General features: G+C 37.9%; 24 protein-coding genes. 9 read left to right on the top strand and 15 right to left on the bottom strand.

Annotated elements, in window-relative coordinates; all coding sequences use genetic code 11:
- Positions 1-35: 35 nt before the first annotated feature.
- Together hda and B7C41_RS01975 are read right to left on the bottom strand one after the other, a co-directional pair.
- Positions 36-761 carry a DnaA regulatory inactivator Hda gene (gene hda, locus B7C41_RS01980; protein WP_085297077.1) on the bottom strand — a complete coding sequence of 242 codons (726 nt, stop codon included), beginning with the start codon at positions 759-761 and terminating at the stop codon, positions 36-38.
- Positions 758-1,855 carry a DUF2066 domain-containing protein gene (locus B7C41_RS01975; protein WP_268875395.1) on the bottom strand — a complete coding sequence of 366 codons (1,098 nt, stop codon included), beginning with the start codon at positions 1,853-1,855 and terminating at the stop codon, positions 758-760. The genes hda and B7C41_RS01975 overlap by 4 nt, the downstream gene beginning before the upstream one ends.
- Positions 1,856-2,064: 209 nt before the next feature.
- On the opposite strand from B7C41_RS01975, the gene purM reads away from it, so the two are divergent.
- Genes purM through B7C41_RS01960 form a run of 3 tightly spaced genes read left to right on the top strand, consistent with a single transcriptional unit; the run spans position 2,065 to position 4,553 of the window.
- Positions 2,065-3,111, top strand: a complete 1,047-nt coding sequence (gene purM, locus B7C41_RS01970; RefSeq protein WP_085297075.1) for a phosphoribosylformylglycinamidine cyclo-ligase — start codon at positions 2,065-2,067, stop codon at positions 3,109-3,111.
- Between the two features lie 6 nt (positions 3,112-3,117).
- Positions 3,118-3,762, top strand: a complete 645-nt coding sequence (gene purN, locus B7C41_RS01965) for a phosphoribosylglycinamide formyltransferase (protein ID WP_085297074.1) — start codon at positions 3,118-3,120, stop codon at positions 3,760-3,762.
- A 23-nt stretch (positions 3,763-3,785) separates the two neighbouring features.
- The gene (locus B7C41_RS01960) at positions 3,786-4,553 is read left to right on the top strand and encodes a DUF3108 domain-containing protein (RefSeq protein WP_085297073.1); all 768 of its coding nucleotides are present in this window, start codon (positions 3,786-3,788) and stop codon (positions 4,551-4,553) included.
- 71 nt (positions 4,554-4,624) lie between these two features.
- On the opposite strand, the gene B7C41_RS01955 is transcribed toward B7C41_RS01960, so the two are convergent.
- Complete coding sequence (locus B7C41_RS01955; protein WP_085297072.1) at positions 4,625-5,425, bottom strand: class II glutamine amidotransferase; 801 nt, start codon at positions 5,423-5,425, stop codon at positions 4,625-4,627.
- Positions 5,426-5,575: 150 nt separating this feature from the next.
- Between B7C41_RS01955 and fadE the strand changes: the two genes are divergently transcribed.
- The 3 genes from fadE to B7C41_RS01940 all read left to right on the top strand — a co-directional run bounded on the left by fadE (position 5,576) and on the right by B7C41_RS01940 (position 11,181).
- Complete coding sequence (gene fadE / locus B7C41_RS01950; protein WP_085297071.1) at positions 5,576-7,993, top strand: acyl-CoA dehydrogenase FadE; 2,418 nt, start codon at positions 5,576-5,578, stop codon at positions 7,991-7,993.
- Positions 7,994-8,691: 698 nt separating this feature from the next.
- Positions 8,692-10,059 carry an aldehyde dehydrogenase family protein gene (locus tag B7C41_RS01945; RefSeq protein WP_143764262.1) on the top strand — a complete coding sequence of 456 codons (1,368 nt, stop codon included), beginning with the start codon at positions 8,692-8,694 and terminating at the stop codon, positions 10,057-10,059.
- Between the two features lie 69 nt (positions 10,060-10,128).
- Positions 10,129-11,181: an aldo/keto reductase gene (locus B7C41_RS01940; RefSeq protein WP_085297070.1), complete on the top strand. Its 1,053-nt coding sequence runs from the start codon at positions 10,129-10,131 to the stop codon at positions 11,179-11,181.
- Between the two features lie 54 nt (positions 11,182-11,235).
- On the opposite strand, the gene B7C41_RS01935 is transcribed toward B7C41_RS01940, so the two are convergent.
- The 5 genes from B7C41_RS01935 to B7C41_RS01915 all read right to left on the bottom strand — a co-directional run bounded on the left by B7C41_RS01935 (position 11,236) and on the right by B7C41_RS01915 (position 15,312).
- Positions 11,236-11,634, bottom strand: a complete 399-nt coding sequence (locus B7C41_RS01935; protein WP_085297069.1) for a DUF1801 domain-containing protein — start codon at positions 11,632-11,634, stop codon at positions 11,236-11,238.
- 57 nt (positions 11,635-11,691) lie between these two features.
- Positions 11,692-12,057: a DUF3703 domain-containing protein gene (locus B7C41_RS01930; RefSeq protein WP_085297068.1), complete on the bottom strand. Its 366-nt coding sequence runs from the start codon at positions 12,055-12,057 to the stop codon at positions 11,692-11,694.
- Between the two features lie 252 nt (positions 12,058-12,309).
- A complete protein-coding gene (locus B7C41_RS01925; RefSeq protein WP_085297067.1) occupies positions 12,310-14,130 on the bottom strand; it encodes an acyl-CoA dehydrogenase C-terminal domain-containing protein in 1,821 nt (606 codons plus the stop codon).
- 458 nt (positions 14,131-14,588) lie between these two features.
- Positions 14,589-14,717, bottom strand: coding sequence for a hypothetical protein (locus tag B7C41_RS20565; protein WP_328590752.1), 129 nt, complete (start codon positions 14,715-14,717; stop codon positions 14,589-14,591).
- An 82-nt stretch (positions 14,718-14,799) separates the two neighbouring features.
- On the bottom strand, positions 14,800-15,312 hold the full coding sequence (locus B7C41_RS01915; protein WP_085297066.1) for a hypothetical protein: 513 nt from the start codon (positions 15,310-15,312) through the stop codon (positions 14,800-14,802).
- A gap of 438 nt (positions 15,313-15,750) precedes the next feature.
- On the opposite strand from B7C41_RS01915, the gene B7C41_RS01910 reads away from it, so the two are divergent.
- On the top strand, positions 15,751-16,482 hold the full coding sequence (locus B7C41_RS01910) for a hypothetical protein (protein ID WP_085297065.1): 732 nt from the start codon (positions 15,751-15,753) through the stop codon (positions 16,480-16,482).
- A gap of 144 nt (positions 16,483-16,626) precedes the next feature.
- Here the strand turns inward: B7C41_RS01910 and B7C41_RS01905 are convergent, their stop codons facing one another.
- The 7 genes from B7C41_RS01905 to B7C41_RS01875 form a co-directional block, all read right to left on the bottom strand.
- Positions 16,627-17,169 carry a GNAT family N-acetyltransferase gene (locus tag B7C41_RS01905; RefSeq protein ID WP_085297064.1) on the bottom strand — a complete coding sequence of 181 codons (543 nt, stop codon included), beginning with the start codon at positions 17,167-17,169 and terminating at the stop codon, positions 16,627-16,629.
- 132 nt (positions 17,170-17,301) lie between these two features.
- Complete coding sequence (locus tag B7C41_RS01900) at positions 17,302-18,657, bottom strand: M20/M25/M40 family metallo-hydrolase (protein WP_085297063.1); 1,356 nt, start codon at positions 18,655-18,657, stop codon at positions 17,302-17,304.
- Positions 18,658-18,787: 130 nt separating this feature from the next.
- On the bottom strand, positions 18,788-19,204 hold the full coding sequence (locus tag B7C41_RS01895; protein ID WP_143764297.1) for a hypothetical protein: 417 nt from the start codon (positions 19,202-19,204) through the stop codon (positions 18,788-18,790).
- 592 nt (positions 19,205-19,796) lie between these two features.
- Positions 19,797-19,976: a DUF3545 family protein gene (locus B7C41_RS01890; protein ID WP_085297062.1), complete on the bottom strand. Its 180-nt coding sequence runs from the start codon at positions 19,974-19,976 to the stop codon at positions 19,797-19,799.
- 228 nt (positions 19,977-20,204) lie between these two features.
- Complete coding sequence (locus B7C41_RS01885) at positions 20,205-21,095, bottom strand: cation diffusion facilitator family transporter (protein ID WP_085297061.1); 891 nt, start codon at positions 21,093-21,095, stop codon at positions 20,205-20,207.
- A gap of 175 nt (positions 21,096-21,270) precedes the next feature.
- A complete protein-coding gene (locus B7C41_RS01880; RefSeq protein ID WP_085297060.1) occupies positions 21,271-22,575 on the bottom strand; it encodes an inosine/guanosine kinase in 1,305 nt (434 codons plus the stop codon).
- Positions 22,576-22,813: 238 nt separating this feature from the next.
- Positions 22,814-23,695 carry a LysR substrate-binding domain-containing protein gene (locus B7C41_RS01875; RefSeq protein WP_158089067.1) on the bottom strand — a complete coding sequence of 294 codons (882 nt, stop codon included), beginning with the start codon at positions 23,693-23,695 and terminating at the stop codon, positions 22,814-22,816.
- A 114-nt stretch (positions 23,696-23,809) separates the two neighbouring features.
- On the opposite strand from B7C41_RS01875, the gene B7C41_RS01870 reads away from it, so the two are divergent.
- Positions 23,810-24,145, top strand: coding sequence for a hypothetical protein (locus B7C41_RS01870; RefSeq protein ID WP_085297058.1), 336 nt, complete (start codon positions 23,810-23,812; stop codon positions 24,143-24,145).
- Positions 24,146-24,410: 265 nt separating this feature from the next.
- Complete coding sequence (locus B7C41_RS01865) at positions 24,411-24,989, top strand: DUF5610 domain-containing protein (RefSeq protein WP_085297057.1); 579 nt, start codon at positions 24,411-24,413, stop codon at positions 24,987-24,989.
- Positions 24,990-25,433 lie beyond the last annotated feature (444 nt).

Below are 25,433 nucleotides of genomic sequence, written 5' to 3'. Positions count from 1 at the left end.
TAACGTCAATATTACGTTAAGTTCCTCTATAGAATTTAATTGAAAAGAATATCTTTAACAAAAGGAATAGTGATACGTCGCTGTTCCCTAATGGAAGCTTGATCTAGTTGTTCGAGTGCGGCAAGTAAGCTGGTCATATCACGTGATAATCGATTAATTAGAAAGCTTGCGACATCGTCACTTATAAATAAACCACGTTGCTGCGCGCGATATTGCAAAGCGAAAGACTTTTCTTTATCTGTTAACGGTTTAAGTTGCTCAGTTAGGCCCCAACTTAAACGAGAAACCAAGTCTGGCAAAGTGATTTTCAATTCTGCAACACTCTGGTCACCGGTAATAATTAAACATTTATTTTGTTCAATCATACGGTTATATAGATCAAAAACAGCTTGTTGCCATTCTATATTGCCCGCAATCAGTTGAATGTCATCAAGGCACACTAAATCGATATTTTCTAGCCCTTCAAGCACGTCAACCGACAGTTGGGTTAACTCTGAAAACGATAAACAAAGACTCGTAGCACCTAAAGTGTCGGCATACACACAACTTGCGTGTAATAAATGACTTTTGCCCACTCCCATAAGACCAAATAAATATAAGCTGTGTACTTTTTTATTGTGCTCTGGTGCCGACTCAGAAATATGCTCTAAATAATGTTGCAGCTGCTGCACTACCAATTGATTACTTTCACTTTGAAAGCTAGCAAAGGTTTCATCATCAGGCAGCTGAACAGATAAGGTTAATTGGGATACTTTTTTCACTTTGTTCCCCAATAAAAAACTGCAATTTGATCTTTACTCACTGGGGCGGCTAGAGGATCAATATAGCGATTTAATTCTTCGCTTAACTTTAATGAAGCTAATAAGGCTTGTTGTGAGCCAATAAGTGATAATTTAAAACGACGATTGCTCCCTTGTACTCCCACTAGTTGCACTGATTCAACCGCTGACAATTCACTCAGGAAATCGGATACGGCAATTAACTCATCTAATGATTCAATATTAGCGACATCCATTTGAAATTCATTGCTATTAGTCGTCGACAAGGCATATTGTTGATAAATAATATCGGTGATATCCGCTAATGCTTTGTTCAACATTAACAAAATATCATCACCTTGATACTGCTCGCTAAATATTTGTGAATGCTGCTCTTGGGCATCTGCCATCAAGCTCCAATCCAAAACTAAAGGCTTAGTTTGACAAAGTGGTTGGCACGCGCTGTTTTCATCTTGCTCAAGCATTACACTATTGCTTGAAATTCTCAGTACTACCACTGCTTCAGCTAAATAACGCGTCGACGCTTGAGCAACAGGATGAGCAAAGCGCCCCCATACATCTGTGATAGTTAGCGCCGATAAATCGGTTAAATCCATAATTGGCATTATTAATGGTAAGCCACGTTTTTGTGAAAAATCATCAATCGCTTTAGGTATCAAAGAGTTTGATGTTGACGAAAGCAACTTGCGCTCAAATCCGTCTTCTTCGACGACCCAAATCATCACTTGCGGACGTAAACGCCCCCAAATGGCTAAATCACTTTGTTTAAATAAACTGTTAATTTTCTCTTCATTAAAAGAAACATTTAAATAAGTCACATTATCACTACGAAGGTATTGGTATTGGTTAACGTACTCATTGTAATTTCTTATTGCTTGAGAAATTAAAGGGTGCTCAATTTTCTTGCCACCAATTTTCATAATGACACCGCCAAGCGCTTTTTTAAGTGCTTTATTACGATCGCTTGCTGATTGCGAGGTCACTAGAACTTTCGCACTGTATAAGTTTCCTACTTCGATAGCGTTAATTCTAAACGACAGTATAAAAATTAATAAAATCAGACAATTTCTGAACATATATGGCTTTAACAAGTGTTTCATAATGAAGATCTTATCATAATGTTACTGATTTTTATCACTTATAAAAAATAATTTCTTTTAAAGATTTTCAGCGCGTCTTTGCACTGGTAGAATATGCGCGATTATTATATTCCTAAGCCACTTGAAAGTAACAGGGCAAGTGGCTTAGGAATATAATCTACTTAACTAAATAATTGAGGTTTCCCGTGAGCGAAGAAAAACAGTCTTTAAGCTATAAAGATGCTGGCGTTGATATAGATGCAGGTAATGCCCTAGTTGAAAATATTAAAGGTGCGGTAAAACGCACTACTCGCCCAGAGGTTATGGGCGGGCTAGGTGGTTTTGGCTCAATCTGTCAACTTCCAACGGGTTATAAAGAGCCTGTACTTGTTGCAGGCACTGATGGCGTAGGTACAAAATTACGTTTAGCTATAGATTTAAAAAAGCACGACACTGTTGGCATCGATTTAGTGGCAATGTGTGTTAATGACTTAATCGTTCAAGGTGCTGAGCCACTATTTTTCCTTGATTATTACGCAACTGATAAACTTGACGTTGACGTAGCTTCTGCTGTTGTTTCAGGTATTGCTGATGGTTGTGTACTTTCAGGCTGCGCTTTAGTGGGTGGTGAAACTGCAGAAATGCCAGGTATGTACCACAAGGGCGATTACGATATTGCAGGTTTCTGTGTTGGTGTAGCAGAAAAATCTCGTGTTATCGACGGAACAAAAGTTGCAGCCGGTGACCAACTTATTGCCTTAGCTTCTTCTGGTGCTCATTCAAACGGTTTTTCTTTAATTCGTAAAGTATTAGAAGTTAACAACACTGACACCAACGAATTATTAAATGGTAAATCAATTGGTGACCATTTAATCGAACCAACTAAAATATATGTTAAATCAGTACTAGAGCTGCTTAAACAAGTTGATGTTCATGCATTATCACATATTACGGGTGGTGGCTTCTGGGAAAACATCCCTCGTGTTTTACCTGAAAGTGCTCAAGCAATTGTTGATGGTAATAGCTGGCAGTGGCCGGAAATATTTAACTGGTTACAAGAAAACGGCAACATCACGACACATGAAATGTACCGCACCTTTAACTGTGGTGTTGGTATGATCATCGTTGTTCCAGCGGATGCTGTAACGCAGAGTATTGATATTTTAACTGCTCACGGTGAAAATGCTTGGCATATTGGTGAAATTGCTGACCTACAAGCTGGCCAAGAACAAGTTATTATCAATAAAGGTTAATTAACCATGCGAAGCCGAATTGTAGTACTCATTTCCGGCGGCGGCACAAACTTACAGGCGATTATTGACGCCTGTAAGCAAGAAAACTATGGCGGTGAAATTGTCGCCGTAGTTTCTAATAAAGCTGACGCATATGGATTAACACGAGCACAAGATGCAGATATTGCAACCGCAGTGCTCTCACATAAAGACTTCGATAGCCGTGAAGATTACGATAGTGCTCTCATCACTGAGATTAATCACTATCAACCTGATCTTGTCGTGCTTGCTGGCTTTATGCGTATATTAACACCTAAGTTTGTGCAAACTTACCGAGGTCGTTTAATCAATATACACCCTTCTCTTCTACCTAAATACCAAGGATTACATACTCATCAGCGAGCAATTGACGCTGGCGATAGTGAGCATGGTGTTAGCGTTCATTTTGTTACTGAGGAACTTGACGGCGGTCCGGTGGTCTTACAAGCTAAAGTGCCAGTATTCCCTGAAGACACTGCTGAAGACCTTGCGCAACGCGTTCACCAACAAGAACACCGCATTTACCCACTTGTGGTCAATTGGTGTTGTAGTAAACGTGTCACCATGACTGGTGAAAATGCAATGTTTGATGGTCTGATTTTACCAATTTCAGGGTATGCTAGCGAAGAATAGACCTTATTTTTAGAGAATTTTATATGTTGAAATCATTACCTTATGTCACATTGTTAGCTTCTACTTTAACATTGTTAAGTTCCATATCTTTTGCTCAGGCAACAGATCAAACAAGCAAGGTAATGGTTCCTGCATTTAATGCAAATTACACTATTTTACGCAGCTCTAAATCCGTAGGTAAAGCCACACGTAAACTTAGTTATTTAGACAATGGTATGGCGAAATATAGTTACCATACTGATATTGAGTGGTTAATTTTTTCGGATACGCGTGATGAAACCTCTACTGTTAAGCTTAACGGTAATAAAGTTACACCAAAAAACTATGTTTTCAAGCGTGAAGGTACTGGTCGAGACAAGTACTATGAGTGGAGTTACGACACTGCTAACGGTACTGCAACTGATGAAAAGAAGAACAAAACTAAAACCATAGATTTTCCTGATAACATTCAAGACTCACTAAGCTATCACCTACAACATCGCCTTAACTTAATAAGTAAACCTGAACAAAAGCAATTTGTTTATCCTGTCATAAAATCATCTGGCTCACTGAAAAATTACGTCTATCAATATGATGGCGAAGAAGAAATCATGCTGCCATATGGTTTGGTAAAAACAGTTAAATTTAAGCGTGAAGTGGTTGAGAAAAAGCGTATTACTTATGCGTGGTTTGCTCCTGAGCTTGATTATCTTTTAGTAAAACTTTATCAAATCAAAGGTGATGTTGAACAATTTGAAGCTCAGTTAGAATCTGTAGATATTATTGACACTAAAGAATCTGCTAGCAAATAGCACCACCTAAAAAATATGCTTTCATCAACGAGGTAAAACAGTTTAACTACAAACCACTTTACCTCAGCATTTTATTTTATTGTGGCTTCATCAAGCCGGCTTTCACAAATCAATTGTCCTTTGCTAAACAGTAAACCTTCTCCTGGATGCATTTTTTCCCAAGTCTCATCATCAGTTAACGGTTGAGTTGCAATCACAGTAACTATATCGTTCTCGGTTGTTTCTTGCTCGAAATTCACCACCATTTCAGCATCAATCAAGCTTGCCTTACCAAATGGCGCACGTCGCGTTAAATAGTGTAATTTATTAGCACAATAAACAAATAAATTATCACCATCGGTGAGTAATAAATTAAATACGCCTAACTTATTAATTTCTCTACATTGCTCAACAATATAATCAAACAGTACTTCTGTGTTTGGCTCTTCACCATCAAACTTCAACAATAATTGGTCTAATAACCAACAAAAGGCATGTTCACTATCCGTTTCGCCTACAGGTAGATGATATTTTACTTTTAATTTATCTTTAAAATCAGCTAACTGACCATTATGCGCGTAAGTCCAATTTTTACCCCACATCGGTCGAATAAACGGATGAGTGTTCACTAATGAAATTTCGCCTGAGTTAGCTTGTCGGATATGACAAACAACCGTTTCACTTTTAATAGGGTAGTCTGTTACGAGTTTTGCAATCGGTGAATGTGCACTAGGCAGTGGGTCTTTAAAGCTACGACAGCCCTTACCTTCATAGAAAGTTATTCCCCAACCATCTTTATGCGGCCCAGTATTACCACCACGCTGCATTAAGCCACTAAAACTAAAACAAATATCTGTTGGTACATTGGCACTCATCGCCATTAATTCACACACGTTCTAAACTCCAAAACAAAGTGCACTATACTGTGGAAAGAAATCAGTAATAAATAATTTGAAATTATCTATTAGACGATTTAAGCTTAACACATCAATCTGGTCTGACCTCAACGTATTTACGCTAAACAATAACATTAAGGAAAATTTGTGGACTACTTAACTTGGGCATTAATTGCCATCGCATTATGCGGTTTTATGGCCTATTCAAGGGCCTCGCTTACATCATTTACCATCGCCTTTACTCTACTTATGGTCGCGGGAACATTTTTTAATGTTGTCTCTTTTTTCTCATGGTTAGTATTTGCCGTTATTGCTATTCCGTTAAATGTTAGCGATATACGCAAACAGTACATCACTAAACCGCTGCTGACTATGTTCAAGGGTATTATGCCAGAAATGTCAAAGACCGAACAAGAAGCAATTGACGCGGGAACCACTTGGTTTGAAGCAGAGTTATTTCGTGGAACACCCGATTGGAAAAAACTGCACAATTATCCTAAACCTCGTCTTAACGCCGAAGAACAAGCTTTCCTAGATGGCCCTGTAGAAGAAGTTTGTCGCATGACAGACGATTGGCAAACAACCCATGAGCTTGCGGATTTATCACCTGAGGTATGGCAGTATTTAAAAGATAATAAATTCTTTGCTATGATCATTAAAAAGCAATATGGCGGATTAGAGTTTTGTGCCTATGCTCAATCACGTGTTTTACAAAAGCTTTCTAGTGTTAGTAGCGTATTGTCATCAACCGTTGGTGTACCAAATTCATTGGGCCCTGGTGAATTACTACAACACTATGGTACTAAAGAACAGCAAGATCACTACCTGCCAAGGTTAGTTAAAGGTGACGAAATTCCGTGTTTTGCCTTAACAAGCCCTGAAGCAGGTTCAGATGCCGGCGCTATTCCCGATTTCGGCATTGTTTGTCGTGGTGAGTTTAACGGAGAAGAAGTATTAGGCATGCGCCTAACATGGAATAAGCGTTATATTACCTTAGCACCTGTTGCGACCGTATTAGGCTTAGCCTTTAAACTGCAAGATCCTGATCACTTGCTAGGCGAACAGGAAGACTTAGGTATTACATGTGCCTTAATACCAACTGATATTGATGGTGTAATTACTGGCCGCCGACACTTTCCACTGAACGTACCCTTTCAAAATGGTCCAACCCAAGGTGATGGTGTATTTGTGCCTTTAGACTTCATTATTGGTGGTCCAGAAATGGCTGGTCAAGGCTGGCGCATGCTCGTTGAATGTTTATCGGTAGGTCGTGCAATCACACTGCCATCAAATAGTGCTGGCGGTATTAAGTCACTAGCTTTAGCAACCGGTGCATACAGTAGAATTCGTCGTCAATTTAAAATATCTATCGGTAAAATGGAAGGTGTTGAAGAAGCACTGGCGAGAATTGGTGGTAATGCATACTTGATGGACGCCGTCACAACGATGTCAACTGGTGCTATCGATTTAGGTGAAAAACCAAGTGTGATTTCAGCTATTTCAAAATACCACTTAACCGAAAAAATGCGCAACTGTGTTGCCGATGCGATGGATATTCATGGCGGTAAAGGGGTTTGTATGGGACCGGGCAACTATATAGCTCGCGGTTACCAAGGTGCACCCGTTGCTATAACGGTAGAAGGTGCGAATATTCTTACCCGTAGTATGATTATTTACGGCCAAGGTGCTATTCGTTGTCATCCGTATGTTTTAGCTGAATTGTCTGCTGCAAGTAACAAAGATGAACAGCAAGCATTGAACGATTTCGACCATGCTCTGTTTGGCCATGTCGGTTTCGCTATTAGTAATATCTGTCGTAGTGTTTGGTTCTCATTCACTGGCAGTTACGCGCTTAGCGCACCTTACAACGATGAAACTAGACGTTACTATCAGTTAATGACCCGTTTTAGCTCTAACTTAGCGATGCTATCAGATATTGCAATGTTGACACTAGGCGGAGACTTAAAGCGCCGTGAACGTATTTCTGCTCGCCTCGGCGATATTTTAAGCTTCTTATATTTAGCCTCTGCAACATTAAAACGTTATAACGACGAAGGTCGCCAAAGTGCTGATTTACCTTTTTTACAGTGGGCACTTGAAGACAGCCTTTATAATATTCAGCAAGCAATCAGTGAATTGATTAGTAACTTTCCGAATAAGGTAGTTGCAAAAATGCTAACAGCAATCATTTTACCGTTAGGTTGTAATTTGAAAAAACCATCGGATGCTACCGATCATAAAGTGGCTAAATTAATGCAATATCATAATGAGAGCCGTACTCGTTTAGGCCAAGGTCAGTATTTAACCAGAGAGCCTGAAAACGTATTGGGGCAATTAGAGCAAACGCTTGAAGATATTATCGCTTGTGAACCTATTTTTGATAAGGTTTGTCGTGAGCTAGGCGAACGACTACCATTCTATAACCTTGATATAGTTGCAGAAAAAGGTTTATCGGCCAATATTATTAGTCAAGAAGAAGCTGATTTATTAATTACGACGGAAGTGAAAAGAAAAGTGACTATTAATGTTGATGATTTCGATTCGGACTATTTAAAGGCTGGCTAAACTGCATTTTCAAGTAAATTGGCTCAGATACCTCATCATTGTTCCATATTATGCTGAGGTATTTTTTTACCCTCCTCTAACTGTAATCTAGCCATTTGAGTATATATTTATCTAGTCTATCTAACCTGAACTATTCATAGTAAGTGTTTGATACAAAACCGGAATAAAAACTTAGACAATAAAATAAATACTATAACAAGGTAAATGCCACTGCAATCACCATCACTGCTTAGCTTTATGCACTTATAAGCCAACATTTTTATGAATAGTGAGCATTTTTTGACCCTAATAAGTACTAACGTCAGCAATAACCGTCAACAACTGTTCGTATAGCAACAATTATTTAGTGAAACTTTAGTAACACCTGCGCTAGATTTTATCGCCAAGCAGCACCAATTAGCGCAATTAAAACCTTGTCTACAGCTATGTCAGTATTTCACTCAAGATGATATTGAGATAAATGCTGAAATATTATTAAATCAAGTCCGACAGGTGACTTACCAACAACTATCAACAGATAACAAACGTGCCAGCAGCCACATTCGTCGTATTATAAACCAAATTTTAACCGTTGTTATTAGGATAAAGCCATAGTAATTAAAGCTTTGTACTAACTTAGTAAATGGGGTAGATTAAGTCATCCGACCACAAATACCAAATGGGTTATTCCTGTTGGTATGCCCAACTAAGGAGTCTTGATGGATTTTAGCGAACAATTAATCAAGCATCAGCAATTTTTTAACCGTAATTGTACCCGTGACATCACATGGCGAAAACAGCAGCTTCAGCAAATAAAAAACTTGGTCATAGAAAATGAGCAAGCTTTTCTCGACGCTCTTGCCAGTGACTTAGGTAAGCCAGCACAAGAAGCTTGGATCACTGAAGTTTCTTATGTTACCGGTGATGTCGATCATGTTTGCAAAAGCTTAAATAATTGGGCAAAAAAACGCCGTGTTGCTACGCCAATAGTGGCACAGCCTGGTCGTTCATATATCCAGCCAGAGCCACAGGGAACCGTATTAATTATTGGCGCATGGAATTATCCAATGCAATTAATACTTGCGCCTTTAGTTGCCGTTATTGCTGCAGGTAATTGTGCTATCGTCAAGCCTTCTGAACTTGCACCTGCCACTTCTGAGTTGTTAGCAAAACTTATCCCACAATACTTAGATTCACAGGCCATCTCCGTTGTTGAAGGTGCTGTTGAAGAAACCTCAGCTCTGCTATCGCTGCCATTTGATCATATTATGTATACTGGAAATGGTCAGGTAGCACGTATTGTAATGACTGCAGCGGCAAAAAATTTAACGCCCGTAACTTTAGAGCTTGGTGGTAAAAGTCCTGTTTATGTTGACAAAAGTGCTGATATCACAATAACAGCGCAACGTATTGCTTGGGGGAAATGGATGAATGCAGGGCAAACTTGTATTGCTCCTGATTATATTCTTACTTCCGCTGATATGGTTGCACCACTTGTTGAAGCGTTAAAAAAACAAATTGAAAACATGTTTGGTAAAAACCCTAAAGAAAGTAAAAGTTATGGCCGTATTGTTAACACTCGCCATACTCAACGAATTAGCCAATATATTGCCGATATTGCCGTTGAAGTCGGTGGTGACGTTGATCTTGAAGATAAATACATTGCCCCAACCATTGTTATTAACCCACCATTAGATAGCGCTTTAATGACAGATGAAATATTTGGTGCGATATTGCCTATCATTACTATTGATAGTTTTGATGACGTGAAGCGTTTTGTTAAAGAACGTGACAAGCCTTTATCTTCATATATTTTCAGTAAAAATAAAGAGCAATGTCAAAGTTGGGTCAATGAAATAAGTTCGGGCAGCCAATGTATTAATGACGTTATTATGTTTAATGCCGTACCTGAATTGCCTTTTGGTGGCATAGGCCCAAGCGGTATGGGGCAATATAGTGGCAAAGCAGGCTTTGATAACTTTAGCCATTTGAAGTCTGTACTAACACGACCGTTTGTTAAAGATTTACCTGTTAGATTTGCCCCTTATAGTAAAATGAAATTTAAATTTCTAAGATGGATACGATAAAGTAAATGTTAAATGTTAAATGTTAAATGTTAAATGTTAAGTTAATAATAGTGGCCTGAGGTTAAGCTGATGAAGTATGTAAGATTAGGGTGCAGCTCGTTGAAGGTGTCTCGCATCTGTTTAGGCAGTATGACCTGGGGCCTGCAAAACAATCAAGCAGATGCTAATGCACAACTTGATTATGCACAAGCACAGGGCGTTAACTTTATTGATACCGCTGAAATGTATGCTGTACCGCCTTCGGCTGAAACCTATGGTAAGACTGAAGTTATTATCGGCAATTGGCTTAACGCTAATCCTTCTCGAAGAGAAAATATTGTTTTAGCGTCAAAAATTTCCGGTCCTGGATTTTCTTATATTCGTGATGGTAGCAAGATTTCAGGCGCCAATGTTATTACCGCTGTAGAAGCGTCACTAAAACGCTTAAAAACTGATTATATTGATTTATACCAATTACATTGGCCGAATCGTCAGTCCCCACACTTTGGTAATCATTGGCCAAATGATAGCAATTACACGCAAGTTAATGCAGTGCAGCAAAACGAAGAAATGCTCGATATTTTGCAAGGGTTAGATAATTGCGTAAAAGCCGGAAAAATTCGCTATTGTGGTTTATCTGACGATACCCCTTGGGGCATTAATCAATACTTACGTTTGAGCAAAGAGCATAACCTCCCCCGCATGGTGTCAATTCAAAATGAGTTTAGCTTATTACACACGAAAGACTGGCCCTACTTAATTGAAAATTGTGTCCATGAAGATATTGCCTATTTACCTTGGTCGCCATTAGCAACAGGATTGCTTACTGGTAAGTATCTTAATGGTCAACGTCCTGAGGGCAGCCGCTTTACCTTAATGCAACGTCACGGACTGTTTCGCGATACGCAACACAGCGACAATGCAGTTAAAGCCTACATTGAGATTGCCAAACAGCATAATATCTCGCCGGCACATTTAGCATTGGCTTGGTGTGACCAAGTAAACGGTGTCACTTCAACCATTATTGGTGCGACAACGATGCCACAATTAAGCGAAAATATTTCTGCATTTGAACAGCCATTATCAAAAGGGGTTATTGGCGATATCAATCAAGTTTTACGCCAGTACCCAAGTCCATTTTAATCACACATGAATAGGTTGATTAAAATGGAAAATGAGTAGCTTTGATTGCAAGTATTAACTTGCGATACAAGTATATTTTCTTTGCATCTCTGTAACCGATAATCTGGCTATTTCAGTTAAAACATCAAGGTCAACATCATCTAACTTATTAATATACAGACATGATTTACCCAGCTTATACTTTCCTAATTGTTTAAGCTGAGTTTGATACGCACAAAACCCCGGCATAATATAAAGCACTATATTTTGCTTGCGTGGTGAAAAAGCAATGACAGCAGCATCACCTTCTCGGCAACTTTCATATTTATAATGATATTGGCCAAAACCAATGATACTGCCTTGCAATTTTGCAGTGTAACTAGACACTTCAGTCAGCAATTCTAGTAAGATGACTGCGTCATTCCGTTTTGCTTCGTTTTCTATATTGGCAATGAAGCTCTCAACATCATTCATATCAACAACTTCTAAAAGTGTTCAGTATGCCGCTTTGGCCATAAGTTAAAATAATATTTAAGAGCGCTTAGCTAGGTTAATCATATTTTGATGCTTAGGTTTAATTTCCATCACCTTAAACGGACTAACGTTAGCACCGCCAGTATTGCCTTGTGGTACTAAACCCATGGCTGTTTTAGTTGCAGCACCAATTATTCTTAACGCCTGCCCAAGCACCTCTTTAATACTATTGTTTCTATAACCCCAAAATAACATTAAGCCATGCACTTTAACATGTAGAAATGTCGATTCTTGCCCTATCACATGAGCATTTTCTAGATGCTGAAACTCAAGTTTAACCAAGCCAAGTTCTTTAGCTTTTCGTGCCAGCAAAAGCTCTTCATCAACATATGGCATAACATTTTTGGTAAATTTATCTAACATTTTCACTCTCTGTTCTTATAACCAAGCCATTTGGATATGCAGCTTCACTATATTTTCTCTATTTCATTAGATTAGCAGTTAATTAATGCCTTTATGCTAAAAATTGAGCGTTATTGCTTTTTGTTATTGTTAAACATAAATTTAAGATCTTATTTCAAGATCAAAAAAGCCGTATTCTACTAGAATACGGCTTTAAAATTTCATTACTTAACTGTTTTTACTACTGAGCTTATAGCCAGGTTTAAGCAGTTACTATAAGAAAGATAATAACTCGTCATCTAACTGCATTAACGTTTTAGGATCAGCCATCATGGTTACTGCAAGTGACTTAGTACGCGGTAATAAACGTTCAAAATAAAACTCAGCCGTTTTAATTTTCGCTCGATAAAAATCTCGATTCTCAACATCTGTTGCTAATTTTTCATATGCAGCTTGAGCCATTTGCGCCCAAAAGTAAGCCATAACCACGTAGCCAGAATACATTAAGAAGTCAACAGAAGCAGAGCCGACAACATCGCGGTCTTTTTTAGCTTTTAGACCTAAACGAATGGTATATTGCTGCCATTTTGCAACGGTTGTGCTTAATGGCCAAATAAATTTATTCATTTGACGTTTATGTGGATTACTCGAAATCATACTTTGGTCTTTACAGAAGATTAGAACTTCTTTAGCAAAAGCATTCAATGATTGACCTCGAGTCATCAGTACTTTACGGCCTAATAAATCAAGTGCTTGAATACCAGTCGTACCTTCATAAAGTGTCGAGATACGAGTGTCACGGACAATTTGTTCCATGCCCCATTCTTTAATGAAGCCATGGCCACCAAATATTTGTAAACCATGGTTAGCACTTTCTTGACCTAATTCAGTTAAAAACGCTTTTAAAATTGGTGTAATAAAGCCTAAACGATCATCCGCCTTTTTACGGTCTTCGTCAGTTTTAGCGCTTTCAATTTCATCAACCAGTTTCGCCGTATAGTAAATCATGGCACGACCACCTTCACTAATCGCCTTTTGTGTCATGAGCATTTTACGTACATCAGGATGACAAATAATCGGGTCAGCCACTTTATCAGGGTGTTTAGTGCCTGATAACGATCGCATTGATAAACGTTCTTTAGCATAAATCAATGAGTTTTGATAAGCCAATTCAGCTGCACAGACACCTTGTAATGCAGTACCTACACGAGCCGTATTCATAAAGGTGAACATACATTCTAAACCTTTATTTTCAGGACCAATCAACACACCTTTCGCATTATCAAAGTTTAACACCGCCGTTACTGATGCTTTAATGCCCATTTTGTGCTCAATAGAACCACAAGAAACATTATTAAATTCACCAATATTGCCTTGTTCATCAGTTTGCATTTTTGGCACGATAAATAATGAGATACCTTTAGTACCTGCAGGTGCATCTGGCAATCTTGCTAATACAATGTGAATAATATTATCAGTTAGATCATGTTCGCCGGCTGAGATAAAGATCTTAGTACCCGTAAGGTTATAAGTACCGTCGCCATTAGGCTCAGCTTTGGTTTTAACTTGGCCTAAATCAGTACCACATTGTGGCTCTGTTAAACACATAGTGCCGGTCCAAGAACCTTCAATTAAACGAGAAAGATAGAGTGCTTTTTGCTCTTGGGTACCATGAGTATCAATAGTATTCATTGCGCCATGACTTAAGCCTGGGTACATAGACCAAGACCAGTTAGCGGTGCCCATTAACTCAGATACCACCATACCTAATGATGATGGTAAACCTTGGCCGCCATGATCAACAGCGTGTGATAAACTAGGCCAGCCGCCTTCAACAAATTTTTCGTACGCTGCTTTAAAGCCTTTTGGCGTTGTTACCGTACCATTATCAAAAGTACAGCCTTCTTCATCGCCACTTTGATTAAGTGGTAATAGTTCATTTTCACTGAATTTTGCACACTCTTCCATAATGGCATCAACCAAATCTGGGGTTGCTTCTTCAAATTCAGGATGCTTCTTGTAGTGACCGTAATAATTAAATACATCTTCAAACAAAAATTTGATATCTGCGATTGGCGCTTTATAACTCAGCATGGTTAACTCCTAACACTTTTAATAATAATTTTTTTGCATTTCTGCATAAGTGCTATCGAGTATACACACATCCGACCAGTGGTCCAACCACTAATTTAAATTTCAACGTAATTTAAATTAAAAAGGCAAAACATCTCAATAAAAACATCAAGTTAAATATAAACAAACATTTTCATTTGTAACTTAAGCTGTCATTTCACTAGTAATTAATTAACAAAAACATCAAATAAACGTACTTTTAAGTACCAGATATTACTCAGTTTTAAACTAAAATTTGATTAGAGCTTAGGATAAGGTTAACCATGCCTGTTTTAGGCCAATAATATGCGTCACAGCAATAATCAAGCAGATACTTGAGCTCCAAAACCAAACTTCAGGCGCTCTACCAAGTGGATTATAAATAAGAAAAAAACCTGCAATGCCACGAAGTAGATACACAGTAGAAATGAACACTAACACTATACGAGCGAAAGGAAACTGTCTTGTTCAGCCATCATCGCCATTTGTTCACTCGCGCCTAAATAGCGATACCAAGATGCACCAAAATATATACAACCTAAATGCATAATCGCGGCGAGTAAACTCAACAAGCCGGCGATAATGAGTATTATACTCTCTGTGGTAACCTCCTTTATCGCTTTAATCTCAGCAAAAATTTGATAAATACTGCTAGTCTTCTAATAGCCAATCTTGATAACAATTAAAGAACATTTTCCAAAATGATTGATTGCCAGCACATTCACTTAATTCTTTTTGCAAACTAGCTAAAACAGCTTCATCCACGATAGTGTTATCATCGGGAACAAACTGAGCTTCAGCTTGCTCGCCATTACTGTGCAACAGGTTCATACAATGAATAAAGCCCAACAAAGATGTGGCGACTAGCTCGACCTCCCAGCCAGATTCTCCCAAAAATGCTGTATAAACAGGATATTCAGCCTGGCTTGCATCAATGAAATAAGGGTCGCCTAACTCAGTATCACGCGCAATAATTAGCCAAGATGCTTGCCAGTCACCCGTATTACTGCCAGATAAATCATTCCCAGCTTCGTCTTTACCAAAACCATATTGCGCTTCTTCTAATCCCGCTGGCGTATCTACGATCATAAAGCCTTGTGGACCAAAAAATATCGCTTGATTGCTCAGCTTATTCAAAACACTTACTAATTCTTTTTCTATCATATCGACCTAATAAAATTACAAAATAATAATTAAAATTAACCAATACACAACCACGTATATTGAGAGTGATATTATACCAAGTGAATTAAATAAGTGAGAATAAATAATCAATAGCAAGGCGCTTGATTGATTAGGACACGGATACCTGTAAGTAGAACACTGCAGGAGCAATTGTCGAGTAATAGCTGGCTATTGGGGGTGAAAGCAACACAGATATTGAATAACTAGACCACTTTAGAATGACCTATAATTGATTTCAATAGGTATTTAGCCAAAACCACAGGAATTAAAAATAATTAGCTTAATGAAGCACATTGTACTCAAATAAGCATAGTATTTAATAAATCCATTACGCGACAATAACAATCCCTCATCAATTCTAACGGTTGGCCTATATTTTGCTTAAAACTTACATGTCAATTTTTTGAAAAACATAACATGATTAGCAACTTAAACCCTTATAGCACACTTTCAAATACTGCAACTCCAGCAACTACGACTAGTACCTCAGAGGTTGACAGCATTATTGCGAAGCACAAAGAGAGTAGTGCAGAAAAAGTTGCTGAGGCTAACAGTAATCAAAGCAATTTATACCTTTCAAATAGAGCACAAAAAATAAATACTATTAGTACTGAATTTTTTAGTGGTAGTGATCTAAGTTTAGCCAGTGTTGAAGACTTAAAAGAGCGCGTTTATCAACTAGGTTTAATTTCTAAAGAAGAATATGCCAAGTTAACAAACTCAGCCGCAGAGGCTACAAGTGAAAGCTCAGGTAATGAAAACGCGACCACAAGCTTGACTAGTTTTCTCGGTAACTTACTTGAGCGCTTGAAAAGTGATGATGACAAAAAGAAGGAAAATGATAGTGATGATTCAGCAGAAGGAAAAAGTGAAGCCTTAACAATATTAATCAGAACATTGGAAGCAGCAAAAGAGATCATATCAAACGTTGATGAGGCAAAGCGGGAAACAGATTTCCAAACAACACTAAAAGATACCTTATCACTACTTAAAGAGACAATTGAAGCACCAACATTTGAAAAAATCCCCCTAGACGATAAAGTAGGATTGAGCAAAGTTTACCAAACCTTAGAAATAGTCGAAAAACTCTCCCCACAACGATTAAATAATGAAAAAGTAAATAAATACCTTGAGTTAGCTTTTCGTTGATTACTACAAGCTTTCTTCTTTACCCCCTTAAACCGCTAAAAATCACCATTTACAGTTTATTATGATATTCGGTGACTTAAAGCTACTTGGTGATTATCAGAACCTCTACGAAATCCAATGGTAAAGCCGATTAGTCAGCCAGAGCTATTGACCGCAAATTAATGTTTTAGCTGAGTGCCAACCATAAACATATTCTTTTGTCTGATTTCCACAGGGCGTATGCCAATATGCTGTCGCAATCTGCTTGGCTCCTAATGAGGCATAAAAACCCATCGCCTTTGTGTTACAAGCCAACACTTCTAAATACAATGGTAAGCTTGCGTCAAATTGATAAGCCCATTTCGCCGCAACTTGCAGCAATTTAGTACCTATACCACAACCTTTAAACGTGGCCGCAACATGTAAATTATCGATAATCGTACCGTACTTTTCATGGTTGTCAGCAAAAACACAAATAAAGCCAGCTAACTCTCCATCAACTTTTGCAACAATAACCTGTTGATTATTTTTAGGAAAAGTTGACCTTTCTATCCATAGCGTATTTCGTTCGCTGAAAACTTTATCTTTTAAATAATCTGCTGAAAGTACCTCATGATAGTTTTCCTGCCAGCTCTTAGCATGTAATGTAGCAATGTCACTAAAATCATCCTGAGTGGCATCTGTAAGCTGGGGTACTACGCTATCCATTTAATTTCCTTATCAATGACTTACTATTATTGTGCTCTACTTTTATATTGTTGACTTATACCAAAACCATTTGAGAATACAGTTCCCAATCACCAGGGCATATATAACAGAAGCAAAACTTAATAGTTATGGTTAATGTACAGCAATAGCATTATCGGCTAAGCGATAAATTAATATTGCCGTTTTTTCGATATTCTTATGCAAGCTAGTCAAGTCTGCTACTTCGTTTTTTGTGTGAGCGCCACTGCCCATAAGCCCTAAACCATCAAGCGACATAGCAACATGATTAGCAGCGAAGGAAATATCTGCAGCGCCTGCATTTCTCGGGTTTGCGATTCCTACCACGTTGTATCCTAAATCTTGACTAACTTGACTATATAGAGAAAGTAAGCGCTTGTTGTTCGATGTTAATGCCATTGGCGGATAACCTTCAGCAAAAACTAATTCGGCAGTGGTTTGATTTAAATTATCAGCTACAACGGCTTGCATAATTTTCTGCGCGCGGAGCGCTTGTGTACTTGATAATGCACGCAAGTCTCCTTTTACCGTTACTTGTTGGGCGATTACATTGCTTTTCCCGAAGGTAGTGCCCATTGATTTTGCACCATCAATATCGACTTTGGTACCACCAACAATTAAGCCAGGATTAAAAGTTAGCCCTTTTTCATCGGCTAACTGTCGACGAAATGCTTCTAATATTCGCGCACTTTCATAAATGGCGCCGTAGCCGACTTGTGGACTAAATATTTGCGATGAATGGGCCGCTTTTCCTGATACATTCAAAGTCCAACCAACATAGCCTCTACGTGCCGCCATAGCTGTTGCTATATTGTTATCACCATTTTCAAAACCCAATGCAATATCAGCCCAAATTGCACCATCTACAATGGCCTTTTTAGATAAACTTAATGGTCTACCACTACTTTCTTCATCACCCGTTAATATCACTTGAATACTTACATTGTCGAGTAATTTTAAGGTCTTAAGTGCTCTCAAAGCGGAAATAATAATAGTGTTGCCGCCTTTCATATCTGCGACACCTGGACCGGACGCTTCTGTCTGACTAATGCGTTTAAAGCGTTGAAAGTCATCATGTTGGGCAAATACGGTGTCTAAATGACCGATCATTAAAATCTTTATCGCATTAGGTTGCTGACTTTTATGCGTTGCAACAATATGCCCTGCTCGATTAAAGGCGCTACCATCAAGCCATTGCACGTCAAAACCTAATGCAGAAAGTTGTTGTTCAGCAAGTTGGCCAACTCGCTTAACGCCAGCTAAATTCATTGAGCCGCTATTGATATTTACTGCTTGCTCTATTTCTTGTAATGCTAAAGGAAGGCTAGCGTTAACTTGTTGCACGATTCTTTCTTCATGTAAATCAAGTTTATTGACTGAAGAGTTTTTGGCATAACTTAAATTACTACTTAGGATTAAAGTAGCAACAACTAATAATGAAGGCAGTGATAAATCGATTATTCGTAACATTAGATATAATCATAAAAATAAGGGAGCTTAATATCTCCTAAAACATAAAGAATTACAAACGACAAGTGTTAATAAGTATTTATAAGCTACTAAAAAAGTTAATTTTTATATTTGGAGGCGTAGATCAAAGTTAATCTATCGAAATGCTGTCTAAATCAGGTTTCAACTTTTTCACTTGTTTGATTTCACTTTCTGAAAGTTCACCATAAAGCTTCGGGTACGACCAACCATATCCCCAACGAAATTTAGTTGGTAAGTAAGGTGTGCCCCCTACCCGTACGCCAGCAAGCATCAAGGCAGCTATTTCAGGTTGGCCAACCGTTGCAACACACAATTTCAAATCAAGATCAGAGGTCAACCGTTGTTGATACGTGCCTCCTTGCCAGTAATCATAATCATGTCGAATACAGCAAGATAGCCAAAGTTCTTTTTGTTCAAAAGTGCCGTCCGGAAAAGCACTACAGCCATCGCTACTAAAAGGCTTTAAAGTATCAGCATGTACTGCGTTGATATTAAACAACGTTGTTATTACCGTTGCTACTAACATTATGATGGTAAATGTTTTCATTTAAAAATCACCGTCATTATTTCCCTGAACATTCCGAATATAATATTATTTATTCAGCCGATATTTCAATCACAGTTTATAGAACACCGCATTACAAGTCGAGTTGTCATCCATTTTCTACCTCGGTTACAATCTGGGCCAGTCAATACTTTAACAATACCTTTTTCGTATTCTTCAACATCACGTTGTACCATTGGAAGACGTAGTGGTTACTTTTTACGAATTTTTAATAAATGCATCAACGCATTTAAACAAGACTAATGATTCTTTACTCATAATTTTACTGACATCGCCGCCAAAAGAGTCAAACAAGATTAAAATGAATAAGCATGAAACATACTTAAACGGGCCATAAATAAAATTCAGAGTTTGGGATATTATGAGGTTTACCTAAAACCATGGTATTTAGTGGTAGTTAAACTCATTATGATTACGCCTATATAACAGCAATTATTTCCATAATAGTTCACTTTGACAACAGTTAGCGAAGCGCTGGTTTACTTGTGTTAACACTTCGCTCTTTTGCAATACATCAATTTGCTGCAAAATTTATGCATAACTAATTAGCGAGCTAAAGGATCACAAAGTTATCGAAATAGGCAAGCTCACGCTGCTCACGTCTGCGGTCTTTATAGGCTTCTATTTCTCGCCATTTTCGCTTGCTTTGTCTATTTACTTTCTTTTTCTGAGTTTCAAGTTGATCATCAAACTCGTCGAATTCTTCAATCTGCCAATATTTATTTTTCATCATTAAGACTCATTTAAAGTGTTTGTCTTAAACTAATAAAATGATATGACAATAATTTGAATGAAAAATGACAATGGCATGACAATAACCCTTATGAGTTCATAGATATTAAACGAAGAAAGGTTTAAGAAAATAGAGTTGATAATGAATTAACCTGGAGAATATTACTTTATCCTGGCTCCAATTCGTAAAGTCTTTACAAAGGAAGATAACTAAATATAAGTGCTGAAATTACGGGTGCTGACAGCCGCCGGTCTCTATTTGTAGTACGCTCTCTTCAACATTAAATTGCTCTTTCAGCATTTTTTCAACTTGAAAGCGGCAAATTTCATCATGTTTCTCTAAAGTGCACTTATGCTTTAAAACGATATGCGCACCAACGACTACAGCGCCATTTTCACTTTTAACAATTAAATTATGTACGTTATCAATATGCTCAACATCGTGTAATGCTTGCTCAATTTTCTTTAGTGCAGGTAGCCTAACACCATTAAAAAACAAGCCTTTAATACACTTATATAATAATTTTGAACCAGTAAATAGTACAAATACAGAAATTAAAATGCTGGATAAAGAATCAAAAATTGTCCAACCCGTGGCATGGATCACAATACTGGTGACAAAAGTGACAACAGTCGACAATAAATCAAAGAAGGTATGTAAAAACACCGCGTAAACGTTAACGCTATCTTTACGACCTTTATATAATACAAAAGCAGAGGCGGCATGAAATAAGAAGCCTAGTGAGGCAACAGCTGACATAACAAAGGTATTTATTTCATGTTCATCATGATGTTCATGGCCCAGTAATCGTTCAGCACCTTGCAATAATATCCAGCAACTAATCACTAGATATAAAAAGCCATTAATTAGACCGCCAGAAAGCTCTAAACGGCGATAACCATCACTAAAAGTACGACCAAATTTTATTGCTAATGTCGAGGCAATAAGCGCAATAAACAAAGAGCTATTATGAACAAACAAATGCCCAGCATCAGCATATACTGCCAAGGAATTAGCATAACTTGCACCAATAACTTGTATCAACATAAAAACACTGGTGATTGCTAATGCAATAAGCAAACGTCGTTGTGATGATTTATGTGTGGTTAATGTTGTCATAGAAGATCAGTATTCTCAGCTAAAGCGTTCGCTTAATGGGCAATGCGATTTACTTTGCCATTAAAACAAAGCGCTATTGTAGTCGTTATCGCTGCACAGTTATAGCGAAGCAGATAAAACCTTATTGAATCCAGCGATTAGATAATCTATTCAATAAGGCTTTATGAAATGGTCGTTACTTAGCCCAGTATGCTTGATCTAAGCTATCTTCTCGTTCCGGTAAGCCACGAGATAAGCGTGGAGAATGCTGCACTAATACTTCATAACTAGCTCTATTAGCATATTTACTCATCTGTGATAACGAAGAATAAGTCAACGCGGGTTGATCATGCTTACTTGAATTCGCCATGGTATTTTTGTGATAAACATTAGCACTTAAATCATGTAATACAGCCGCAAGCGCAGCATCACCGGCACCATTAGTATTTTTAATACTTTCAGGCCCGCCCATATATGGCGCAGAATGTGTATAAATTCGCCTTGGATTCTCACAGTCTTTTAACGACATTGGTCGCGAATACTCATAACGATTAAAATCACTGATACAACCTGAAATAAGCGGGTGTTCACTTTCACGCTTAAATTTTTCATCAACATAACCCGCCATGTATAAACCTTCTTTACCGGCAGTACAAATCACCATATCAACCCAGTCTAAACATTTATCAGCCGCTTCCAATGGATCAGAAATACCCGTGATTGCTAATGCTTCTTCTTCATTCATCGTTAATATATTGACATGTTTTTTAACAAACTCGCGCCAAAAATCAGGCTCTTCTTCAATTAAGAATTTTGTACCTAAAGTCAATACAACAGGTACATTAGCAGCATTAGCACACTCGACCGCTTTAATCGCGGCTTGTGTCATGGTGTCGCCTTCTTGCGTACGCATTAAATAAGAGCTGATCACCAAAGCTGAAGCTTCTGCAATTAATGCTTCATCAATTGAATCAGGATGCAAGCGATTGATGAGTCCTGCGTTAATGCCAAAAGTACGTTCGCCAGTATCATCAATCAAGGTAAAACAACGACCAATTGGACCATCAACGGGTTGCAAATAATTTAAATCAACACGAGAAGAAGTATTACTGATAAACCGATAAGCATAATCGCCAACATGAATGTCTTTTGACATAACACCAAGCAATACCGAGCGGTCATCAGCTAATACAGAATAGTTATGTACTGTATTCCCTATAGTACCACCGGCAAACTCATAGTTAATTAATGACTCATCTTTTAACCGTTGATATAACCGAGCAGTGACTTCATCAGAAATAACTTGCGACATACCACGGTGTAAATCAAATTCATCTAAAAACGCTTGATCCACTTTCGCTTCAATATCAACCAAAACTTGATCAATACCGACAATATAGTTTTTCACTAATTGTTGACCACTATTGATTTGGTTGGTTAAAGGATTTTTATGATCTACAGGGAAATAATGTTTGTGTTGACGGCGTCCGGGGAACTTCATGAAGTATTACACGGTTATTTTCAAAAAAGCGATTATAGCGCAATGGGATTTACTTTGACCAGACATCATCGCGAGAAAATCCCCATCAAGTGCTGTTTTCTGTTGTTCTAGCTTAAATTCTGCCCACTTTACTGGCTACTTTTTATTAATAGCACTAAATATGGTGATTAACATTAGCGATAACTGTCAGAGCTGTCGCCAATAACTCGGAGGTTTAATAGCTTAGAAACCAACTACTTTATGGTTCGCTTGAAAATAGTTTCTGTGCCCATTGCTCAAAGCGTTTAACTTTTGGCCAATTAAAGTGCTGTGGTGGCGCAACTAAATACAGTGTCCGTGGGCTATCAAAAGCATAATCTAAAAGGTTAAGTAATTGCCCTGATTGAATATTTTTATTCACCAATGCTCGACTAACAAAAGCAATGCCCTGCCCAGCGAGCACATTTTGAATAATAGGCAATGCATCAGTGGTACGTAAGCAAGTATTCAAATCAGCTTTTACAAAACCAAATGTTACACAACAATCATCAATCGCTTCTTGAATATCACTGCTGGTATCTTCAAGTAACGTTAAGGCTAAAATAGTTGCTGGATCTTGACTATCAACACCGGGTAATAAAGGGCTCGCCACTAAAATTATCTCATCATCAATAAGCTTACGACTTTCTAACCCATCATAATCGCCAAGCCCACGTCTAATGGCGATATCTACATTGTGTAACATAAAAGAATCGAGATGATTATTCGGAATAAATTGTACGCAAACATCTGAATTTTTCTCTTGGAAGTCATTAATGCGCGGGATCAATATTAGCGATGTTAATGAATGCAAAGCACTGACTTTCAATTCACTGGCATTGGGCTCACCACTAACGGCATTAACGCCTAACTCAATTTGCTCAAAAGCGTTCTCTATATAAGGAAATAGCCGTTGGCCTTGGGCATTAAGACGTGTTTGCTTATTTTCTCGAATAAATAACGGTGTATCAAAATAGTTTTCTAATAAGCGAATTTGCTGGCTGATAGCGGCTTGGGTAACAAAGAGTTCTTCTGCCGCACGTTTAAAACTATGATGGCGAGCAGCACAAAGAAAGACTTGTAATGATTTTAACGGTGGCATTCGCATAACAATACTTTAGAAAAACTTAAGTGTAGTTAAATTTATATCGTTTGTGACTTGCTTATACAAGCTTTAATTTACTTAAGGTCATTCACTATCAACATCGAGAACCTTATGAAATTATTTTTCAACACATTACTAATTTTAAGCCTTTTATTACTCACTGCTAGCGCAAAAAGTAATGAAAATACAGAAGGTTTGACAGAAACAAAACTGACTTCAGCAATGGGCTATCCCTATAAGTTGCTGATCACACGTACTGAATCAATTAAGATAATCTATAGTGAGGATGAACATGGTGTTAAATGCAAAGTTAAAGTACTTTGGCAAGCACAAGCAGTGCAGTCTCAACCGCAGCAAGTGAGTAAGAAGAAATTTAGTGAAAAGCCACTGGCTAGCTGCCTACCTCGACAAAAAGCAAAAGCTATTTTAGCCATGACATTTCAATAGCGACAAGCTCACTTACCCTTACTAAGCATTAAGGTTATGCTATCAGATATTTTACGTTTGGCTGTTGCTCGCATCAACGCGCTCAACAGCTGAAATAAAATCCAGATATTTATGTAAAGAAAATTTGAGATCAGCCGATAATAGTTTCAGGTAATTATATGACTTATGATCTAGCCCAGATAACATCTGACTGCTATTTACTCAGTATCTCGCTATAATTATAAACGATGAATTTACTTTTATTCCAATTCAATAGGCCGTCACTATGCAAATTCAACCGAAGGGTCAAGAAGCAGTTACCCCTAACAAACCTCAAGCAAACGTGAACACAACAGAGCAAGTAAAATTGAGCGCTTTTCAGCAAACTAAAAAAATGCAGAATGCTGCCATACTCGAAGCCGCGGCCAGTAATAGTGCCGCAGGTAATCCGATGCAGTTGCTGTATAAAACCGCTATTGAAGAGATAAATAAACAGTTAGAGCCGGCATTAGGAGAAAATGCGATTCAAGCTGCTTACGAGTCAGAAGTAGACGTATCACCTGAGGCTACCGCTAAACGCATAGTACAAGGAGCAACCGCATACTATGAGGCCTTTAAAAGCCAAAATAGAGATCTGAGTGAAGAAGAGTCGCTAAATGAATTTTTAAACGTTATCAGTTCTGGTATCGATACCGGCTTTGACGACGCGAAAGACATTTTAGAAAGTTTATCGGTACTTGAAGGCGATATTGCTACTAATATTGATAGTACTTACGACTTTGTCCAACAAGGCCTTAATAGCTTTAAAGAGCAAGTCATAGCCAGTTTTGCAAGCAAAGAACAAAATGATGACGTTACAACCTAAATACAACAACAAAGTAAATTATAAGCTTCAACAACCAAGGGCTAGAAGTTTGTTTTATATTTTGCAGCAGCGCAGCACAATCTACATTCATAGCATGGCTGCTCTGCTAACAAAAATGCTTCTCTTGGGGAACTATAGCCTAAAATCCATTTAAGTGTTCTGACGTTCACAAGAGGGCTAATACCACACTTATTTAAAAATAGCGCCCGTAAAAGTGCTTAACAATGCATACACCTAACATGCTGAATTAAAATAGCATTTTACCTTTAAATTTTTAAACCTTTATGACTTCATTTCGTAATTCATTAGCTTGATAACTACCTCAGTAAGCTTTCACGGTTTGAATTGGTTTCTCGTACATGATAAAAATCAAATCTAAAAATCCGCTATTTGTCACTATTGAGAAACTAAAACCAAAAAATAAAAAAGCCGACTTTGTGGATA

Origin of the sequence: Cognaticolwellia mytili (genome assembly GCF_002104475.1) — a bacterium.
Lineage (GTDB): Bacteria > Pseudomonadota > Gammaproteobacteria > Enterobacterales > Alteromonadaceae > Cognaticolwellia > Cognaticolwellia mytili.
This window is presented reverse-complemented; position numbering and strand designations above follow the sequence as displayed.

What these genes read in the sequence shown, in the direction of transcription:
- B7C41_RS01875 (WP_158089067.1), bottom strand. Translation starts at nt 23,695, where the DNA reads ATGCCACCGTTAAAATCATTACAAGTCTTTCTTTGTGCTGCTCGCCAT.
- B7C41_RS01925 (WP_085297067.1), bottom strand. Translation starts at nt 14,130, where the DNA reads ATGCTGAGTTATAAAGCGCCAATCGCAGATATCAAATTTTTGTTTGAA.
- B7C41_RS01905 (WP_085297064.1), bottom strand. Translation starts at nt 17,169, where the DNA reads ATGGATAGCGTAGTACCCCAGCTTACAGATGCCACTCAGGATGATTTT.
- B7C41_RS01900 (WP_085297063.1), bottom strand. Translation starts at nt 18,657, where the DNA reads ATGTTACGAATAATCGATTTATCACTGCCTTCATTATTAGTTGTTGCT.
- B7C41_RS01880 (WP_085297060.1), bottom strand. Translation starts at nt 22,575, where the DNA reads ATGAAGTTCCCCGGACGCCGTCAACACAAACATTATTTCCCTGTAGAT.
- B7C41_RS01930 (WP_085297068.1), bottom strand. Translation starts at nt 12,057, where the DNA reads ATGTTAGATAAATTTACCAAAAATGTTATGCCATATGTTGATGAAGAG.
- B7C41_RS01890 (WP_085297062.1), bottom strand. Translation starts at nt 19,976, where the DNA reads ATGATGAAAAATAAATATTGGCAGATTGAAGAATTCGACGAGTTTGAT.
- B7C41_RS01870 (WP_085297058.1), top strand. Translation starts at nt 23,810, where the DNA reads ATGAAATTATTTTTCAACACATTACTAATTTTAAGCCTTTTATTACTC.
- B7C41_RS01945 (WP_143764262.1), top strand. Translation starts at nt 8,692, where the DNA reads ATGGATTTTAGCGAACAATTAATCAAGCATCAGCAATTTTTTAACCGT.
- B7C41_RS01960 (WP_085297073.1), top strand. Translation starts at nt 3,786, where the DNA reads ATGTTGAAATCATTACCTTATGTCACATTGTTAGCTTCTACTTTAACA.
- B7C41_RS01935 (WP_085297069.1), bottom strand. Translation starts at nt 11,634, where the DNA reads ATGAATGATGTTGAGAGCTTCATTGCCAATATAGAAAACGAAGCAAAA.
- B7C41_RS01885 (WP_085297061.1), bottom strand. Translation starts at nt 21,095, where the DNA reads ATGACAACATTAACCACACATAAATCATCACAACGACGTTTGCTTATT.
- B7C41_RS01940 (WP_085297070.1), top strand. Translation starts at nt 10,129, where the DNA reads ATGAAGTATGTAAGATTAGGGTGCAGCTCGTTGAAGGTGTCTCGCATC.
- purN (WP_085297074.1), top strand. Translation starts at nt 3,118, where the DNA reads ATGCGAAGCCGAATTGTAGTACTCATTTCCGGCGGCGGCACAAACTTA.
- B7C41_RS01975 (WP_268875395.1), bottom strand. Translation starts at nt 1,855, where the DNA reads ATGTTCAGAAATTGTCTGATTTTATTAATTTTTATACTGTCGTTTAGA.
- B7C41_RS01915 (WP_085297066.1), bottom strand. Translation starts at nt 15,312, where the DNA reads ATGATAGAAAAAGAATTAGTAAGTGTTTTGAATAAGCTGAGCAATCAA.
- B7C41_RS01910 (WP_085297065.1), top strand. Translation starts at nt 15,751, where the DNA reads ATGATTAGCAACTTAAACCCTTATAGCACACTTTCAAATACTGCAACT.
- B7C41_RS01865 (WP_085297057.1), top strand. Translation starts at nt 24,411, where the DNA reads ATGCAAATTCAACCGAAGGGTCAAGAAGCAGTTACCCCTAACAAACCT.
- B7C41_RS01895 (WP_143764297.1), bottom strand. Translation starts at nt 19,204, where the DNA reads ATGTTAGTAGCAACGGTAATAACAACGTTGTTTAATATCAACGCAGTA.